Below are 15,349 nucleotides of genomic sequence, written 5' to 3'. Positions count from 1 at the left end.
ACAGGGAGGGGCGGTCTTCCATGACCACATCGACGCCGGGATCCGCTCCAGCGGGCGGCATCATCCCGGCCGGTTCGGGTGGTGTGCTGGCCGGGCCGCGCACATCGAGTTCACTGTCACCCTCGGCCGCCGCGGGTATCGCCCGCGCCGTGGAACCCGAACTGTGTCGCGTGTCGGTGTTGTCCGGTCGCACCCAGGTCGACGTCGCCCTGCCCGCCGACGTCCCCGTCGCGTCGCTCCTCCCCGAGCTCGCAGGTCTGTTGCTGCGCAACCAATTCGGTGAGCCCGAACGGGTCCCCGACGACCTCACCGTCCGCTGGACGCTGGGCAAGGTCGGCCACGATCCGCTCGACGACGGTCTCTCGCTGGCCGAGTCCGGCGTGCTCGACGGCGATCTGCTGGTGTTGCGGTCGGACTCGACGACCGAGCTCGCCACGGTCTACGACGACGTCATCGACGCCGTCGCGGGCATCACCCGCCGCGAGTTCCATTCCTGGACACCCGCTGCCGCACGATGGCTCGGTGTGATCGCGTTCCTCGTCGCCGCGACGACGGCGAGCGGCCTCGCGATCGCCGCCACGTGGAGCGACCACCGCTACGACGTCGCCGCGATCGGTTTCGTCGCCTTCCTCCTCTTCGCCGTCGCCGGACTCATCGCCGGGAACTCGTCCCATCCCGACCGACTCGTGGGCGCTGCGCTCACCACCGGTTCCTGCCTCGCGGTGTTCGTCGGGTGCTTCGCCGTCCTCCCCGGGGACGACAACGCCGCCAACATCCTGCTGGGCGCCGGGGTCTCGACGCTCGTCGCGATCGTTGCGATGCGCACCACCACCGGCGAACCGTTCACCCACCTCGCCCTGGCCACCACCTCGCTGCTCGTCACGATCGGCGGGCTCATCGCGGTGCTCTCGGGCGAGAGCGCCCGCGAGACCGCCGCCATCGTGACCGTGATCGCGCTGATGGTCGCGCTGTTGGCCCCGCGCCTGACGATCCTGCTGGTGCGCCTGCCCATCCCGGCGGTGCCCGCCGCGGGCGCCTCGCTCGACGCGATCGATTCCCCGGCCACCGCGAACGTCAACGCCGGTGTCGCGGCGATCGGTGCGGTCGCACTGCCCGAGGCCACCGCCCTGGAGGTCCGCGCCAAGGCCGCCAACGCACACATGTCCGGGATGATGATCGGTGCCGGCGCCGTCGTCGTCGGTGCCGCCGTCCTCGGCGCCGTCCCGCACCCCGACTTCTCCTGGCAGAGCACGGTCCTCGGACTGCTGGTGTCGATGGCGTTGGTCCTGCGCGGACGCTCGCATTCCGACCTCGTGCAGGCCACCGGGCTGATCTCGCTCGGCGCGGTCGGACTGCTCGCGGTGCTCGGCGTGCAGACCGTCGCGGGTGGCGAGTGGACCGTGTGGGCCATCGGCCTGGGCATGCTCGTCGCACTGGCGGCGTTCGCGTTCGGCGTGGTCACCCCGTCGATGGAGTTCTCCCCGGTGCTGCGGCGGATCGGCGAGTTCATCGAGTACCTCATCATCGCGGTCACGGTTCCGTTGGCGGCGTGGGTGATCGGCGTGTACTCGCTGGCCCGAGGCTTGTGACGATCGGTCCCGCGGGACGTCTCGCGCGTCTCGTGCTGGTGGCCGCCCTCGGTGTCGGTGCACCGTTGGTCGCCGTCGCGCCGGCCCAGGCCCTGCCCGGCATCGCCCGAGAACTCCCGCCGGTCATCACCGGACCGATCCCACGCGAGGGTCCCGTCGCGCCGCTCGTGGCGACCAAGCAGACCGCGGTGTGTGCCACCGAGATCGCGACGCGCGGCGACTTCGTCTCTCCCCCTGCCGGTCTGGTCTCCCTCGACATCGCCAAGGCCTGGGAGTTCTCGAAGGGTGCCGGACAGAAGATCGCGGTCATCGACACCGGCGTGTTCCGCCACCCGCGCCTGTCGGTGATCCCCGGCGGCGACTACGTGTCCACCGGCGACGGCACCCGTGACTGCGACGGACACGGCACCATCGTGGCCGGGATCGCTGCGGGCAAGCAGTCGTCGGGTGACGGATTCGCCGGTGTCGCGCCCGACGCGCAGGTCATCGCGATCCGACAGACGTCGGAGTCCTACGCCCCCGCCGACGCACGCGAGGCCGGCTCCGATACCCCGATCAACGCCACCGGGTACGGCAACGTCACCACCCTGGCGCGCGCCGTGATCCGCGCGGTGAACCTCGGGGCCGACGTCATCAACATCTCCGAGACCGCCTGCTTCCCGGTGAACGTGCCGATGCGCGACCAATCCCTCGGTGCCGCCGTCAAATACGCCTTCAGTCGCAACGTGGTCGTGGTCGCCGCGGCCGGCAACCTCTCGACCCAGGACCAGAACTGCACGACCCAGAACCCCGGCGCCAACGGGGCGCGACTGGCCAACCCGTGGGCATCGGTGCTCACCCAGTCGTCGCCGGCGTACTTCTCGCCGTACGTCGTGTCGGTGGCGTCGGTCGACCCCGACGGCCGTCCGTCGAACTTCTCCCTCGCCGGGCCCTGGGTGACGGTGGCCGCACCCGGCACCGACCAGGTGTCGTTGAACATCTCGACCAACCCTCCGGTCATCGACGCGATCCAACTCCAGGGGAAGTCGCAGCCGATCAACGGCACCAGTTACGCCGCACCCTATGTGGCCGGTCTGGCCGCGTTGATCAAGGCGCGCTTCCCGCAGCTGACCGCAGCGCAGGTGATCGACCGCATCACTCGGACCGCACACCATCCGTCGGACGGTCGCGACAACGCCGTCGGCTACGGACTCATCGATCCGGTGACCGCGTTGACCACCACGACACCCGACACCACCGTCGCCGGCGCCGACGTCGCCGATCCCCGTACCGGCGACACCCGCAACATCTATGCCGCCGAGAAGATCACCCCTCCGGCCGCCGCGCCCGCACCCGACCACACTCCGCGCACCATCGCGATCGGGGTGTCGTTGCTGGCGCTCGCGCTCGCGGTGGCGTCGTGGGCGCTCATGCGCAACCGCAATGGCGACCGTCGTCGACTCCGTGAGGGCACCGACTACTGACGGCAGCGTCAGCGCGGGCCTGACCTAGGGACAGAACGTCGACGTCGCCTGGGTGACGAAGAAGTCGGCGCGCCGGGTGTCGCCGCCGTAGTTCTGCGCGACCTCGGTGACGACCGATTGCCGCGGCGCACCGGACGCCAGATCGGTGCAGGTCTTCTGTGCGGTGGCGACGAGGGTCGCGTCGTCGGCGAACTTCAGGTCGCCGTACTGCAGCGACGAGATCTGCAGGATGCCCAGGAACGCCTGATCGCGGGTCGCGCCGATCGCCTTCTCCAGCTCCGCGGCCGCGGACTGCTCGGCGGGACTCGGCGTCCGCGATGCCGAGGACGGCGGCGACACCGACGACGACGATGACCCGGTGGCCGAGGGTGCGGCCGTCGAACCGCACGCCGCGACCGATACGACGAGGGCGGCGGCGACGCCTGTCACCGCTGCGAGCCGACCGCGGGTCATCAACTGCCGCCGGTGGGGGCGAGGTCGTCGCGCGCCGTGAGCGCCGCGTTCTGGGCCAATGTGGGTCCCGGCGGCAGCAGCGCGACGATCGCGTAGGGCGCGGCGAGCGGATCGGGCATGCCCAGGGGCCCCGCCGACGACGCGGGTACCCCGTATCGCACACCGGTGTCGGTGACGAGGAAGTCCGAGGCGGAGCGTGTGCTGTTCGCGTCGACGCCGGTGGTGCGCACGAAATAGCCGCTGCCGGGCGGGATGTAGGCGACGTCGGCGCTGAGTCCGTCACCGGCCGCGCCGACCGTCGGGACCATCGAGGTGGGGTCGGCGACCGGGAAGTCCGGCCCGAGCGACAGGCCGATCGAGGCGGCGGCGTCGTCGTTCTTCGTCCACCCCAGGCACAGCGCCTTGTCGGCGGTTCCGTCGACGAGCCGGGGAGCGGTGTCGGGGTATCCGGACACGGCCAGCTCGTCGACCGTCGGGACCGTGGTCAGCGCGTTGAGCGGCACCTCGATGGGCCTGTCGCTGATCGCCTGCTTCGCACGGATCAGATCACCCACCAGCGGCGAGATCTGTTGCACACCGTCTTTGAGCACCACGTAGAGCTTCGAGGTGGTGCCGCCGGAGTTGTCGAGGCTCGTTGCGGTGACGATGGATCCGATCCGTGCCCCGTTGAGAGTGAAGGAACTCGGCCGTCCGGCGTCGGCGATGGTCGGCGCGACGATCGGCCGCGACGGAGGGATCGCGTCGAGCACCGCGTTGCTCACCGACCGGGCCGATGCGTCCTGCAGCCCGAACGTCTGGCGCACCGCGCTGTCGGCGGGATCGATGGCGGCGCGGGTGTTGCGGTAGATGAGGTAGGCGTCCTCGCCGTTGCGGACCAGCATCGCGTCGTCGGGACCGATGCCCCGGGTGGTCGACGAGCCGGTCGGGGGCCCGGCCACGACACCGACAGTCGGTCGGCCGTCGGGGTTCCGCGGCTCGTCGAGGCGGTCGCAGACCGTCCAGATCGACCGGCCCGGCGCCCCCTTCGCCGCCAGGCTGCTCGGCGCGCCCGCGATGCCCAGCTGCGGCCCGCGGGTGTACTTCGACAGGATCTTGTCGCTCACCGAGTTGGGGTTCTCGTCGACGCCGGCCGCCAGACGCGCGGAGGCGAGGTTCAGCGCGGGATGCAGTTGGTCGCCGAGGAGGACGTAGAGCTGACCGGACTGCTTGCTGATGAGCACCTTCGAATCACCGACGGATCCCTGGGGCTTGAAGAACGAGAGCGCCACCGCGCCACCGAGCACCACCAACGTCAGCACGAGGCCGACGACGAGTGCCTTGACGTGACCGCTCATCGGGTCGTGGATCATCCGCACATCGCGCCGCACCAGGGCGTGCTCGAGACGACGCAGCAGGAATCGGTAACCACTGACCTGGGACTTCGTGGTCCTCTGGGCCATGATCGGCTGCCACCCCCGCAATCGGTGTCGATGCTCGTCGCGCGCCGTGGCGTGCGCCGATACCGGCATTCGTACAGTCATCAAGTCGAGAAATTACTGCTGTTAAGGTACTCGACGTGGTGGAATCGGCTGGGCCGGGTACCCGGCCACGGAGCGGGGGGCTCACCTCCGCGTTACCCCTGTCATCGATCGTCGTCACCGAGATCGTCGCGATAGCTCTCTACGCGGTGCTCCGCGTGGTCGGCGTCGCCCAGATGCCCTCCGCGGCCGCGGCTCTCGCGGTCGGGGTCATCGGCGCGGCGTTGGCGACCTCGACGCGCGGGTTCATCTCGGTGTGGGGTCGGCTGCGCCGCCGCATCCGTTTCGTTCGTCGCCGCGTCGGCGAGTCCGACGACCCACCGATGCCGTTCGATGTCCCGACGACCGACCGCACCCTGATGGGACTGCGTTGGGTCGACGGACGGCTCATCTCCGTCATCCGCCTCTCCCGACCCGTCGCACCGAGCATCCTGAGCCCCACCCAGACCGTCGTCAGCGGCTCCGGGCTCAAGCTCGGCGTCGTCGCGCGGGCCCTGCGGCAGTTCGACATCGAGCTCGAGTCGATCGACGTCGTCGCCCACGGCTGGCGCACCCGCAGCGCATCGCACGTCGCCGGGCCGTACCAGAGCCTCACCGGTAGCCTGCCCGCCGTCCCCGAACAGGATGTGTGGATCGTGTTGCGGCTCAACCCGTTGCAGTGCCCCGATGCGATCGCCTCGCGCGGCGGCGGGTCGACCGGTGTGATCCGCACTGCGATCACGGCCACACGGCGGGTCGGGAACCACCTGGCCCGCGAGGGCTACCGCACCCGCATTCTCACCGCCGGCGAGATCACCGCCATGACCGGTCGTCTGCTCGACGGCGCGCCGGTCGATTCCGCCGAGGAGGATTGGGACGAGGTGCGATACGGGTCGTACAGAGCAAGCGCCTGGGCGGTCCCGGGAGCACTCGACGCACAGATCCTCACCGACATCTGGTCGACCACCGCGCTGTCGACGACGACCTCGACGACGATCACCCACGACGGCCCCGACGAGTTCGAGCTGTCCACCGTCGTCCGCTACGGCTCGGTCGGCGACCTGCAGCTCGCCGTTCCCGACGGCCTCGAATCGCTGGCCGGGCAACAGGAGCCGGCGATCTCCGCATCGGTTCCCGCGCACCGACCCCGGGTGCGACGGATGCCCGTCTCCGTCGGAGATCTCGCCGCGCTCGACGCCACCGTGGTGCCCGACGGCGGCTGCGGACAACTTATCGGCGCCGATCAGGCGGGGTCGGCGGTGGCCGTACCCCTCTTCGGCCCCGACGTGCGACGCGTCGACCTCTACGGCGACCCGTATCTCATGCTGCAGATCGCGGTGCGTGCGATCGCCCTGGGGGCGCGGATCCTCGTCCGCACCGACCGACCCGAGACGTGGCGCGCGCTGTCCGAAGGGGTCAACGACGCCCGCACCCTGTTCATCTCGGCCAACGCCACCGACCAGCGATACCCGACGAACACCTACACCGTCTGCCTTCTCGACAGCAGGCAGGCCACCGAGGATCAGACCATCACCACCCACATCCGGGTGCACCGTGAGACCGGTGAGGTGACGCCCCTGGGCGAGACCGCAGACGTCGCCGTCTACCAGGATGCCTCGTCGACGAGCCGCATCTACCTCGTCACCTCCTCGGGGGCGATGGCGCTGACGTTGGTGTCGGTACCGGCCGAGAACCACCTCATCGAGGGATTGCGTGCTCCCCGGCCGCCCGTACCGGTCTCCGCGACACCGCAACGGCCACAGGATCGTTTCGACGACCCCCGCAGCGGATCCGTTCCGCCGCACGGGGATCAGGGACCTCGACGCCCTGCGCCGTTCACCTCCGGTCCCGGCCCGGGTGGCCCCGGTCCGAACGGCCCTGGCCCGGGTGGTCCCGGCCTTCGTCCGCAGGGCCCGTACGCGCCGGGTCCCGGTTTCGACCGGCCGCAGCAGATGCCGCCGACACGGGACATGCCCGCACCCGTGCGGCCCGAGCCGCGCGACGACGGTCCACCGACCGATCGGCACTCTCGTATCGGCCGACACAGCAACCCGCCCCCGGGGCGTCACTCGAATCCGCCTGACGACGCCTGAACGCCGCTCCCCGACGCAACGGGCGACGCACCTCGTGAGAGGAGCGCCGCCCGTAGAGCGTTCGCGGTGCGGTGTCGATCAGCCCCAGCCGCTGGCGATCGAGCTGTTGGTGGACTGCATGTCCGAGTTGCCCGAGCCCGCGGCGGTGACGATCGAGGCGAGGACCTGCTGCACCTCGTGCGAGCCCTGAATCCACTTCTGGTAGACGGCCTGGAAGGCCTCGGCCGATGCGGGGTCCTCCCACAGCGACGCGGTCTGGTTGCGGATGCCGTTCATCTCTTCGGTCATCTGCACGAGCTGGGCCTGCTCATTCTTGGCCTGCGACAACAGGCCTTCGATGCCGGCGTAGTCGTAATGGATCTGTCCCATGATGTTCTCCTGTGGTGGTGGGGTGAGCGTCAGACTGCGGTGTTCAGACCGCCGCCGGCGGACTTGATCGAGCTCTGCGCCTGCTCCTCCTGCGAGGAGTACTGGTTCATGTTCTGGTTGAGCATGCTGATCATCTCGTCCATCGAGGTGTTCATCTTCGTCGCGGCCTGGTGGTACTCCGAGGTCACGTTCATGAAGGCAGCCTGCGCGGCACCCTTCCAGACTCCACTGGACTCACTCACGGTGGAGTTGACGCGCGCGAGCAGGCCGACCATCTGCTGGTGCACATCCTTGGCCTTGTTGATGGCCGCGTTCATCCCCTCGATATCAACCTGCGTTGCCACAGTGCGTTCCTTTCATCGTTGGCATCCGCGAGTCGAACGCCGTCATACGAGCCGGGGCGGTTGCCCCACTCGAATCCCGTTGCGCGATCATCGATCGCCTCCAGGAAGATTTTCTGCGAGTTGCCGGACCGCGGAGACCACGGCGTAGTCGTCGCCGGGCGCGATGGACGTCCATCGTTCGCCTCCGAGCGACGGCGCCGCGAGCGACACGACACGACCGCGTTCGGTGTCGAACACGGCGAGCACGGCGCGGTCGGTGAGAGAGGCGTTGTTCACGACGATCTCGGTCTGACCGACGCAGTGCGACAGCGTCGCCGCGACCGCGCGGCCCTGCGGCTCGGGCACGCCGAGTCCGAAAAGGGCTGCGGTGTAGTCGACCTCGTCGACGCAGAGAGCCAGGGCTGCGTCGAGTACGTCGCTCGGAAATCGCAGCGGGGTGATCGGAGCACCAGCGGTGGCCCCGATGCGGGCGGTCACCTCGCGGACCAGCAGCTTGGCGTCGTCGTCCGCCCTGATCTCCTCGAAGGAGAAGCGCTCACCTGATCGCGAGACCAGCACGCGATGTTGGCCGTCGGCCACGATGCACATCCGAAACACCTGAGTGACGTCGATGCGTCGCAACTCCAGCATCCACTCCGGGTCGGCGGCCGCCTGCATCATCCACTTGAGGGTGGGATGGACGTTGCCCATCGCATCGAGCACACCGCGCTCGGCGAGGGTGGAGCGGCCTGCAGCCCGGAACTCGATTGCCGCGGAATCGGTCTCGTGGCGTTCCTCGACGCGTAGGACAGCAGGCAGTGTCTGGATCACGAGCGCGTCGCAGAGGGCCAGGAGTTCTCCCAGCTCGAGGTCGAACGACGCGGTCGAGGTGTCGACCATGATCATGTCCCCTCCCCGTCCGGTACCCCGATGACCGACGGCGAGGCCACCTGCGACCCCGCCGACGCCGCTTCCTGTACAGAAGCATAGTTCGTGGTGACGGGGAGTGGGGCCTGACCCTGATGACCGGGCGCACTGGCCGCCGCCGCCGACATCGGGGTGGCGGGCACGAACTGCGACTGGGCGGCAGACTGACCGTCGACGACCACACCGTCGGCGCCGGAGTTCGCGGCCTGCACCACGACCTCTCCGTCGGCCCGGGCGGCGGCGTCGATGCGAGCGAGATCGCGACGGGTCTGCGTCACGTATTCGTCGGACCGGTAGGCGCCCAACGGCGTCGCGCTCATGGCGGCGATCTGAGCGAGCATCGCGCCCTGCCCCATCAGCGCCTGCTGCTGGGCGATCTTGGCCGCGGCCTTGTCCTTCTCCGCAGTGAGCGACGCCCGGTGGACGAGGTGGGTGGGTACGGGCACCGAATCCCACGATGTCGCCACCGGAGTGGTCGCCAGCTCGTAGGACTCCATCACCCGAGCGGCCTGGGCCTTCATGCCGTGCGCCTGCTCGTCGAGCTTGGCCAGTCCACCGGCGATGAGCGAATGCGGCGGAGCGGCAACGGCCTTGAGCGCGTCCTCGAGTTGTCCGAGCGCACTGATGACCTCGGCGTCGGGCATGGCCGCCATGGCGACGGTGTGCGCCACCGCCTGACGTTCGGCCGCGGTGGCGTTGTGCGCGGCCATGTCCGCGGTCTCCGAGACCCAGGTGGAGAGTTTGTCGAGCGACTGCGCCATCGCGGCGTCACCCTTGCCGCGCCAGCCCTCGGCCATCAACTTCCGGACGCCGGCGAACTCGCGATCGAGTTCGTGCAGCGCGGAAGCGATCGCCGCCCACGACATCCCGGCCTCGAACAACGGCTTGGCACCCGCGCCGCGGCTCAGGTCGCGACTCAGCTGTTCAGCCGGTCGCGCATCCCACCTGATGCCGGTGAAGCCCGTCATGTGCCGATGCCTTCCTGGTTCGTCGTGCGTGGGTGTCGCGGTGGTGCGGTGCGGGGTCCTACAGCGCCGTCAGGTCGCCGGCCACCGCTTCGTCGTGGCTGTCGACCGCGGAGGTCTGCTCCCGCAGCGCACCGGCCACGTCACGGATGGCCGATATTCCTTTGACGAGCTGATCGGAGAAAAGTTCCGCCGAATCGGAAAAAGATTTCGCCGCGGCGACCGACACCTCATCGGAGCCGGCCGGGGCCACGGTCAGCGAGGCGCGATGGCTCCCGATCGTCTTCTCCAGCGAGGTGGCGATCGACTCGAGACGTCGCACCGCCTCGGAGAGGTGTTCGGTGTCGACGGACAGGTTCGCGGTCATCGGGATGCTCCTTCGCGGGCGATGGGGGATGGGACGGACACGGTCAGGCTTCCAACTCGTCGGATTCTTCCCAGATCGACTGGCTCACCGGGGCTTCCACCCCACCGAGCACGGTCGGGCTGGCCGAGGGGATCTCACCGACGATCTCCTCGGTGTGGCGGGCGTCGACGACCTGTTCACGATCGGCGTTGTGCTGACCGCCGGCCGACGGCGTGGCACCCATGGCGCCGCCGGCACCCATCGGCATCGCGGCCGGTGTGGTCGCTCGGGTGACCACGCGCTCCTCGCTGTCTCCCACGACCTTCCCGCCGGGCATGCCGCCGCGTGGCCCGCCGAGGGAGTCAGGTGTGGTGCGCGGGCTCAGAGGCGCAGCCGGACCGGACGATCCGACTCCACCGATACCGCCGGCACCCATCGGTACGGCACCGCCACCGCCTCCGGCCGAGGCGCCCTCACCGCGTGCGCCGAGCTCCAGATCGTCGCCGTCCCGTCCCCCGAGGTCTGCGCTGTGACGGCCGCCGAGACCACCGGCGCCACCGCCCGCCTTGATGAGCGACTGGATGGGCTGGCTGATCGTCTGCACCGTGGTCATGGCCATGCCGGGGATCTGCGAGGCGACCTGCGGGACAGCCGTGATCGCCACCGGCGCGCCCGCGCGGGTCATGTTCGCGGTGTGGGCGAACAGTTCTCCACGTGTCTCGGCGACGACCGCGAGGCCCTCGTTGAGGTGGACGGTCGCCGAGGCGATGATCGCGGCCTGCCCACCCGGGGTGAAGGCGAGACCGATCGCCGCGGGCAGCGTCGCGACGAAGCTCGCGATGATGCCCTGCAGCATTGCCACACCCTTGGCGACGGTCGCGGTGGCGGTCGCCACGACGGTGGAGATGTCGCCGCTCTGTGCGCCGGTCGCCGTGCCGTTGGCCTGCGCGGCGGTACCGGAGGCCATCGCCTGTGCGGCCGCCGGTCCGGTCCACAGCGGGGTCAGCGCCGACATGGCCTGACCGCCCATCTGCACCACGCTCTGGAACGCCTGCATCAGGCCCTCGAACAGCTGCATCGGGTTGAACGGCGCCGACGACATGTCGCCCGATCCGAAACCGCTCATCAGATCGGTGAGTGGCTTGAGCAGGGCGGCGATGTCGATCGTCGGCAGCGGCGGCAGCTGCGGGAGGGGCGGCATCGGGGGCAGCTGCGGAAGGGGTGGGAGGCCCATCTGCTTCAGGACGTCGTTGACCGGCATGTGCAACAACGGCGCCACTGCGCTGTGGTCCAGCATGTCCATCCCGCTGGGACCGGATCCTGATGCGGGTGCCGGCCCGTGGCCCGCACCCTGGGTCACAGCGAGGAGGCCGCGGTGTTCAGCGCGGCCGAGGTGTCACCGTCGGTGCCCTCGTATTTCGCGGCGGTCGACATGGCCGACACGGCTGTGCCCTGATGCACCGCGACCAGGGAGGCGGTCGACACTGCGTTGGCGAACTGCGACACACCGAAGCTGGCCAGGAAGTCCTGTCCGATGAGCCCGAAAACCGGGACCATCACCGCGACGTTGGCCGCCAGATCCATGGCCGAGGCACTGTCGATCACACCGCCGATGGCAGACGAGGCGGCGCCGTATCCGCGGATCGCGTTCGGATCCGCAACGAAGTCAGTCATCGAGTCTCCCCTGTTGAGTCCAGCTGGACGCATGTCCGGTGTCGATCGGCCTGAACTTTATCGCAGCTGAGGACATATTTCCACGTGATCGTTAGTGACGGTCATGACGATGTGCGCCGACAGAGGAGCCGTCATCTGCCGCTTCCGGGGTCGTCCGAGGTGTCCAGATTGAGGCCCGACGATTCCGACGGCGGGAGGAGCTCCGCCGATGCACCGGGATCAGGCCCGGACCCCGACGCCTCCGCGGAGGGCCCGATCGATTGCACGAACGGCGCCAATCCGTCGGTGCGCAGCGGCGGCGACCCCGACAGCGGCAGGTCAGGCGAATGGCCCTCGATGACCGCACCGGTGATGTCGGTGCTGTCGATCGCGGCCGTCGGGAGGCTCGAGACGCCCACGGGCGGCTGCGACGGATCATCCGCCCAGGTCTCCGCGACCTGTTCACCGGCGACATCGCCGGAGGCGCCGGACATCACGTCCTCGGGTGTGTCGGTCTGGACCTCCGGTCGGACCGGAGCGGATCGCGTATCGGTGTGCGGCGCGCCATCGCGCCCGCCCGCACCGCCCTGGGACGGTGCCGCACGCGACGGCTCGGACGGGGCGGGGCGGGTCTCGGACGGTGGCCGAGTCGTCGCCGATTCCGGTGGCCCGGGATGTCCCGAGGTCGTGGAGACCGACGGTGAACGGCCGTCGGGAGACGAAGGCGTCGACGACGGTCGTGGTGTCGAGGCCCCCCGGCTGTCCCCTCCCGTGCTCGCGGGCGGGACGGCGGCCGGACCGGGCGCGCCGCCTGCTGTGGCGTCGTGGTGGTCGCCGCGAGGAGAGGTGCCACTGGCGGAATCGGGTGCGGGTGGGCGCGCGGACGAGGTGTTCCCGTCCGAACCTGCGCCGTGGTTCGCCACGCGACCGGAACCGCTGTCGCCGTGGCCGGATCCGCCGGTGTCTCCCGAACCCCCGTTGTCACCGGAACCGCCGCCGCGTCCCGACCCGTCAGGGTGGGCCGACGGACCGGTGAGACCACGCTTGCCGACACCGTCGACGGCTCCGGACACCGCACCCTGCGCACCCGACGACACCGCTGCGCCGAGGACCTTCCCGGGATCGACACCGTCGCCGAAGAACCGGCTCGCGATGAGTGCCTCGGAGAGTTCCTTCGTCGCACCGATGGCGGCTTCCTTACCCGCCTCGGTGGCGATCTCGATCCCGACCTCCCTCACGATGACCTTCAGGCCCGTGGCGGCGATGTGTTCGACGATGTTCTCGATGAGTTCGGTGATGATCGCGCGCAGCATGGCACCGGTGATCACCGCTTCGCCGGCGGCCACACCCATCGACGCCCCGAAGGTGAACGGGGCCGCGGCCAGTGCGGCGTACAACTCGATCGCGAACAGCGCGAGCGTGCCGATGTACGCCCCTTTGGCGACCGCGACCGACCCCGCGGTGAGGCGGCACAGCGTCGAGCATCGGGAGAAGTTGTCGGCGACCCCCGCGAGACCCTCCGATCCCGATATCTGGTCGAAGTAGGCGGCCATCGCGTCGTGCACCTGACCGGCGATGACACTCTGCAGTCCGGCCGATCCGGCTGCGACGTCCAGGCCCGCCGCCTCCAGCGCGTCGGCCGCCGCGGCGTAGGCGTCACTCATGGCGCCCAACGCGTCCTCGTCGCCCTCGGGATAGGTGAAACCGCCCCCGATGAATCCGAGAACGTCCCCCAGGTATCCGGGCAGTGCCATACCCATCAGGAACCCGATTCGCCGAACGACGTCGCGTTCGCATCGTCCTGGTCGGAGATGATCCGCGCCGATTCGGCGACGCCCACGGCTGCGGCGGACAGGCGTTGGTGGATGTCGCGCAGCGTCGCCATCGCATCCTGGTGCGCGGGTTCGTAACCCTCGCCGAAGACGCCTCCGGGCTCGTCGCCGCCCCAGACGCTCGCGTCACGGCCGTCGACCTCGGCCGAGACCTTGTCGAGCGCTGCCTGCACCTCGTCGGCCGCGTCGGCGAAGCGTCGCGCAGCCGCGCGCAGGCCGGCGATGTCCGTCGACAACGGATCTGTACTCATCGGTGGCTCCTGGACGTGGGGATGGGAACGACGCTCACCGGAATCGACGGCGATCGGACTCCGGCGGGTCCGTCGAGGGTGTGGGAGCGGTCGTCAGGGAATCGAAGCCGGGCAGGGCCGCCGCCTTGCCCATGAGATCCCCGGGGTCGGCCAGCGCCCTGATCTCCGCGAGCGTCGCCTCGACCTGGCCGCGCACGATCGACGCGGCGGCCTGCGCCACCTCGGTGATCTCCGCGGCGAGCTCGTCGGGGCGGCGATCGCGGAAGGTGTCCGGATCGAGGTCGGTGCGGATCACGGTGCCGGTCGCGTTCACCCAGATCTCGATCATGCCGTCGCGCGAGGCGGCCGACGCGGTCGACGACATCGCCTGCTCACGCAGTCGCGTGGCCTCGGCCATCGTCTCGGCGAGACCCGCCAGTCGCTCGGCGACCTCCTGTTGTGCGGAGCGCCGAATCGCATCGAGATCCATCACCACCACCTCTCGTCTCGCCCGTTCGTGTCGTCGATGGTTCTAGGACGCGGCGACCCGGCTGTCGGTTCCATCGGGTTCCGGCCGAGTCCATCGCATCACCCCACGAGGAGAACTGATCAAACGTCCGGTGTGAGAGTAGACGGCACCCGTGGGGTCGGCACGACCTGTGGACAACCCGCCGTCGGGGCGCGCCCCGCCGAACTGTCGGTGTCATCATGGTGCGGTGACCGGGTACCGCGACCATGATCCGTACGTCTACGAGGAGTACGACGAGTACGACCGCGACGCCGCCGACGAGGTCGACCAGGCGCAGGCCGAGGATGAGGACGAGGCCACCGCGACGTCCACCGAGCACTCGTTGCCGACCGTCGGTCGTGCGGCGACACCGTCGGGGTCGATCGAGGTGCGCACCACCGAGCAGGGCCTGCCCACCTCGATCCGGATAGAGCGGTCGGAGATGGACAAGCCGGCCGACACGCTCGCGCGGACGATCCTGCTGCTGTGCCAGCAGGCCGGTAAACGCGCGGCCGCCGCCCACCGCGCCCAGTTGCTCGCCGACGGCCATCCCCTCGAGGCCGTGTCGTACCTCAACCTGCCGACCGACCGTGATGCCGCCGATTTCGATCTGTACGTCGATTCCCAGCTCGGCGACTCCGAGCCCGACACCTGGATGCGCCGCGTATGACCGACACCCCGTCCACGCCCGGAGGTGGCCGGTTCCCCCCGCGGGCACCGCTGCCCGACTCGCCACCGATGCCACCGAACTTCGGCATCACCTTCGACGACCTCGAGGCCTCGGCCCGTCGGGCCCTCGAACGCATGCAGTCGATCGGCGAGTCCATCGCGGCGATCGCGGTCGACGAGACCTCCGAGGACGAGAACATCAGTGTGCGGGTCGATGCGATGGGATCTCTGACGGCACTGCGCATCCACGACGACGCCATGTCGATGGACCCACGCGAGCTCGGCGACCTGATCGTCGCCACCGCGACCGCCGCGGCGGGCAAGGCGTTCGGTCAGATGGGCGAACGCATCACCGAGTTCAACACCCTCAGCGCCGAGGACACACTGCCCGGGGCGCCACCGCCGCCCGACCGGGAGGCGTGAACCTCCCCCG

17 protein-coding genes are annotated in these 15,349 nt (G+C 69.7%); 5 read left to right on the top strand and 12 right to left on the bottom strand.

Translation table 11 applies throughout. From position 1 onward, the window contains the following. The first annotated feature begins 20 nt into the window (after positions 1–20). Both eccD and mycP read left to right on the top strand, forming a co-directional pair. Positions 21–1,589 carry a type VII secretion integral membrane protein EccD gene (eccD, locus tag OG579_RS17805; RefSeq protein ID WP_328857028.1) on the top strand — a complete coding sequence of 523 codons (1,569 nt, stop codon included), beginning with the start codon at positions 21–23 and terminating at the stop codon, positions 1,587–1,589. Beyond that, positions 1,586–3,052 carry a type VII secretion-associated serine protease mycosin gene (mycP, locus tag OG579_RS17800; RefSeq protein ID WP_328857027.1) on the top strand — a complete coding sequence of 489 codons (1,467 nt, stop codon included), beginning with the start codon at positions 1,586–1,588 and terminating at the stop codon, positions 3,050–3,052. Before eccD ends, mycP begins: the two co-directional genes overlap by 4 nt. Positions 3,053–3,076: 24 nt before the next feature. Here mycP and OG579_RS17795 read toward each other — a convergent pair whose 3' ends face one another. Both OG579_RS17795 and eccB read right to left on the bottom strand, forming a co-directional pair. Then, a complete protein-coding gene (locus OG579_RS17795; RefSeq protein ID WP_328857026.1) occupies positions 3,077–3,481 on the bottom strand; it encodes a DUF732 domain-containing protein in 405 nt (134 codons plus the stop codon). A gap of 23 nt (positions 3,482–3,504) precedes the next feature. Then, positions 3,505–4,944 carry a type VII secretion protein EccB gene (eccB, locus tag OG579_RS17790; RefSeq protein WP_328857025.1) on the bottom strand — a complete coding sequence of 480 codons (1,440 nt, stop codon included), beginning with the start codon at positions 4,942–4,944 and terminating at the stop codon, positions 3,505–3,507. 116 nt (positions 4,945–5,060) lie between these two features. Here eccB and eccE point away from each other — a divergent pair, with 116 nt between their 5' ends. Continuing rightward, complete coding sequence (eccE, locus tag OG579_RS17785; protein ID WP_328857024.1) at positions 5,061–7,094, top strand: type VII secretion protein EccE; 2,034 nt, start codon at positions 5,061–5,063, stop codon at positions 7,092–7,094. A 78-nt stretch (positions 7,095–7,172) separates the two neighbouring features. Here eccE and OG579_RS17780 read toward each other — a convergent pair whose 3' ends face one another. The 10 genes from OG579_RS17780 to OG579_RS17735 all read right to left on the bottom strand — a co-directional run bounded on the left by OG579_RS17780 (position 7,173) and on the right by OG579_RS17735 (position 14,229). Further along, on the bottom strand, positions 7,173–7,463 hold the full coding sequence (locus tag OG579_RS17780; protein ID WP_045824306.1) for a WXG100 family type VII secretion target: 291 nt from the start codon (positions 7,461–7,463) through the stop codon (positions 7,173–7,175). A 29-nt stretch (positions 7,464–7,492) separates the two neighbouring features. After that, on the bottom strand, positions 7,493–7,807 hold the full coding sequence (locus OG579_RS17775; RefSeq protein ID WP_150116595.1) for a WXG100 family type VII secretion target: 315 nt from the start codon (positions 7,805–7,807) through the stop codon (positions 7,493–7,495). Positions 7,808–7,894: 87 nt separating this feature from the next. Further along, on the bottom strand, positions 7,895–8,692 hold the full coding sequence (locus OG579_RS17770; RefSeq protein WP_328857023.1) for an ESX secretion-associated protein EspG: 798 nt from the start codon (positions 8,690–8,692) through the stop codon (positions 7,895–7,897). Next, positions 8,689–9,681 (bottom strand): PPE domain-containing protein, encoded by a 993-nt coding sequence (locus OG579_RS17765; RefSeq protein ID WP_328857022.1) that lies wholly within the window; start codon positions 9,679–9,681, stop codon positions 8,689–8,691. The genes OG579_RS17770 and OG579_RS17765 overlap by 4 nt, the downstream gene beginning before the upstream one ends. A 58-nt stretch (positions 9,682–9,739) precedes the next feature. Beyond that, a complete protein-coding gene (locus OG579_RS17760; protein WP_045824308.1) occupies positions 9,740–10,045 on the bottom strand; it encodes a PE domain-containing protein in 306 nt (101 codons plus the stop codon). A 43-nt stretch (positions 10,046–10,088) separates the two neighbouring features. After that, complete coding sequence (locus OG579_RS17755; RefSeq protein WP_328857021.1) at positions 10,089–11,321, bottom strand: hypothetical protein; 1,233 nt, start codon at positions 11,319–11,321, stop codon at positions 10,089–10,091. Between the two features lie 59 nt (positions 11,322–11,380). Beyond that, positions 11,381–11,698, bottom strand: a complete 318-nt coding sequence (locus OG579_RS17750) for a type VII secretion target (protein ID WP_045824309.1) — start codon at positions 11,696–11,698, stop codon at positions 11,381–11,383. Between the two features lie 131 nt (positions 11,699–11,829). Then, positions 11,830–13,431, bottom strand: coding sequence for a WXG100-like domain-containing protein (locus OG579_RS17745; RefSeq protein ID WP_328857020.1), 1,602 nt, complete (start codon positions 13,429–13,431; stop codon positions 11,830–11,832). 5 nt (positions 13,432–13,436) lie between these two features. Beyond that, positions 13,437–13,760 carry a hypothetical protein gene (locus OG579_RS17740; protein ID WP_328857019.1) on the bottom strand — a complete coding sequence of 108 codons (324 nt, stop codon included), beginning with the start codon at positions 13,758–13,760 and terminating at the stop codon, positions 13,437–13,439. A 34-nt stretch (positions 13,761–13,794) separates the two neighbouring features. After that, positions 13,795–14,229: a YbaB/EbfC family nucleoid-associated protein gene (locus OG579_RS17735; protein ID WP_328857018.1), complete on the bottom strand. Its 435-nt coding sequence runs from the start codon at positions 14,227–14,229 to the stop codon at positions 13,795–13,797. Positions 14,230–14,455: 226 nt separating this feature from the next. On the opposite strand from OG579_RS17735, the gene OG579_RS17730 reads away from it, so the two are divergent. Beyond that, a complete protein-coding gene (locus OG579_RS17730; protein ID WP_328857017.1) occupies positions 14,456–14,917 on the top strand; it encodes a DUF2694 family protein in 462 nt (153 codons plus the stop codon). Next, positions 14,914–15,339 carry a YbaB/EbfC family nucleoid-associated protein gene (locus OG579_RS17725; RefSeq protein ID WP_328857016.1) on the top strand — a complete coding sequence of 142 codons (426 nt, stop codon included), beginning with the start codon at positions 14,914–14,916 and terminating at the stop codon, positions 15,337–15,339. The genes OG579_RS17730 and OG579_RS17725 overlap by 4 nt, the downstream gene beginning before the upstream one ends. The last annotated feature ends 10 nt before the right edge of the window (positions 15,340–15,349 follow it).

Source organism: Williamsia herbipolensis, from assembly GCF_036153515.1.
Lineage (GTDB): Bacteria > Actinomycetota > Actinomycetes > Mycobacteriales > Mycobacteriaceae > Williamsia_A > Williamsia_A herbipolensis.
This window is presented reverse-complemented; position numbering and strand designations above follow the sequence as displayed.

What these genes read in the sequence shown, in the direction of transcription:
- OG579_RS17780 (WP_045824306.1), bottom strand. Translation starts at nt 7,463, where the DNA reads ATGGGACAGATCCATTACGACTACGCCGGCATCGAAGGCCTGTTGTCG.
- OG579_RS17740 (WP_328857019.1), bottom strand. Translation starts at nt 13,760, where the DNA reads ATGAGTACAGATCCGTTGTCGACGGACATCGCCGGCCTGCGCGCGGCT.
- OG579_RS17735 (WP_328857018.1), bottom strand. Translation starts at nt 14,229, where the DNA reads ATGGATCTCGATGCGATTCGGCGCTCCGCACAACAGGAGGTCGCCGAG.
- OG579_RS17755 (WP_328857021.1), bottom strand. Translation starts at nt 11,321, where the DNA reads ATGCTGGACCACAGCGCAGTGGCGCCGTTGTTGCACATGCCGGTCAAC.
- OG579_RS17760 (WP_045824308.1), bottom strand. Translation starts at nt 10,045, where the DNA reads ATGACCGCGAACCTGTCCGTCGACACCGAACACCTCTCCGAGGCGGTG.
- OG579_RS17750 (WP_045824309.1), bottom strand. Translation starts at nt 11,698, where the DNA reads ATGACTGACTTCGTTGCGGATCCGAACGCGATCCGCGGATACGGCGCC.
- eccD (WP_328857028.1), top strand. Translation starts at nt 21, where the DNA reads ATGACCACATCGACGCCGGGATCCGCTCCAGCGGGCGGCATCATCCCG.
- OG579_RS17770 (WP_328857023.1), bottom strand. Translation starts at nt 8,692, where the DNA reads ATGATCATGGTCGACACCTCGACCGCGTCGTTCGACCTCGAGCTGGGA.
- eccB (WP_328857025.1), bottom strand. Translation starts at nt 4,944, where the DNA reads ATGGCCCAGAGGACCACGAAGTCCCAGGTCAGTGGTTACCGATTCCTG.
- OG579_RS17745 (WP_328857020.1), bottom strand. Translation starts at nt 13,431, where the DNA reads ATGGCACTGCCCGGATACCTGGGGGACGTTCTCGGATTCATCGGGGGC.
- OG579_RS17765 (WP_328857022.1), bottom strand. Translation starts at nt 9,681, where the DNA reads ATGACGGGCTTCACCGGCATCAGGTGGGATGCGCGACCGGCTGAACAG.
- OG579_RS17725 (WP_328857016.1), top strand. Translation starts at nt 14,914, where the DNA reads ATGACCGACACCCCGTCCACGCCCGGAGGTGGCCGGTTCCCCCCGCGG.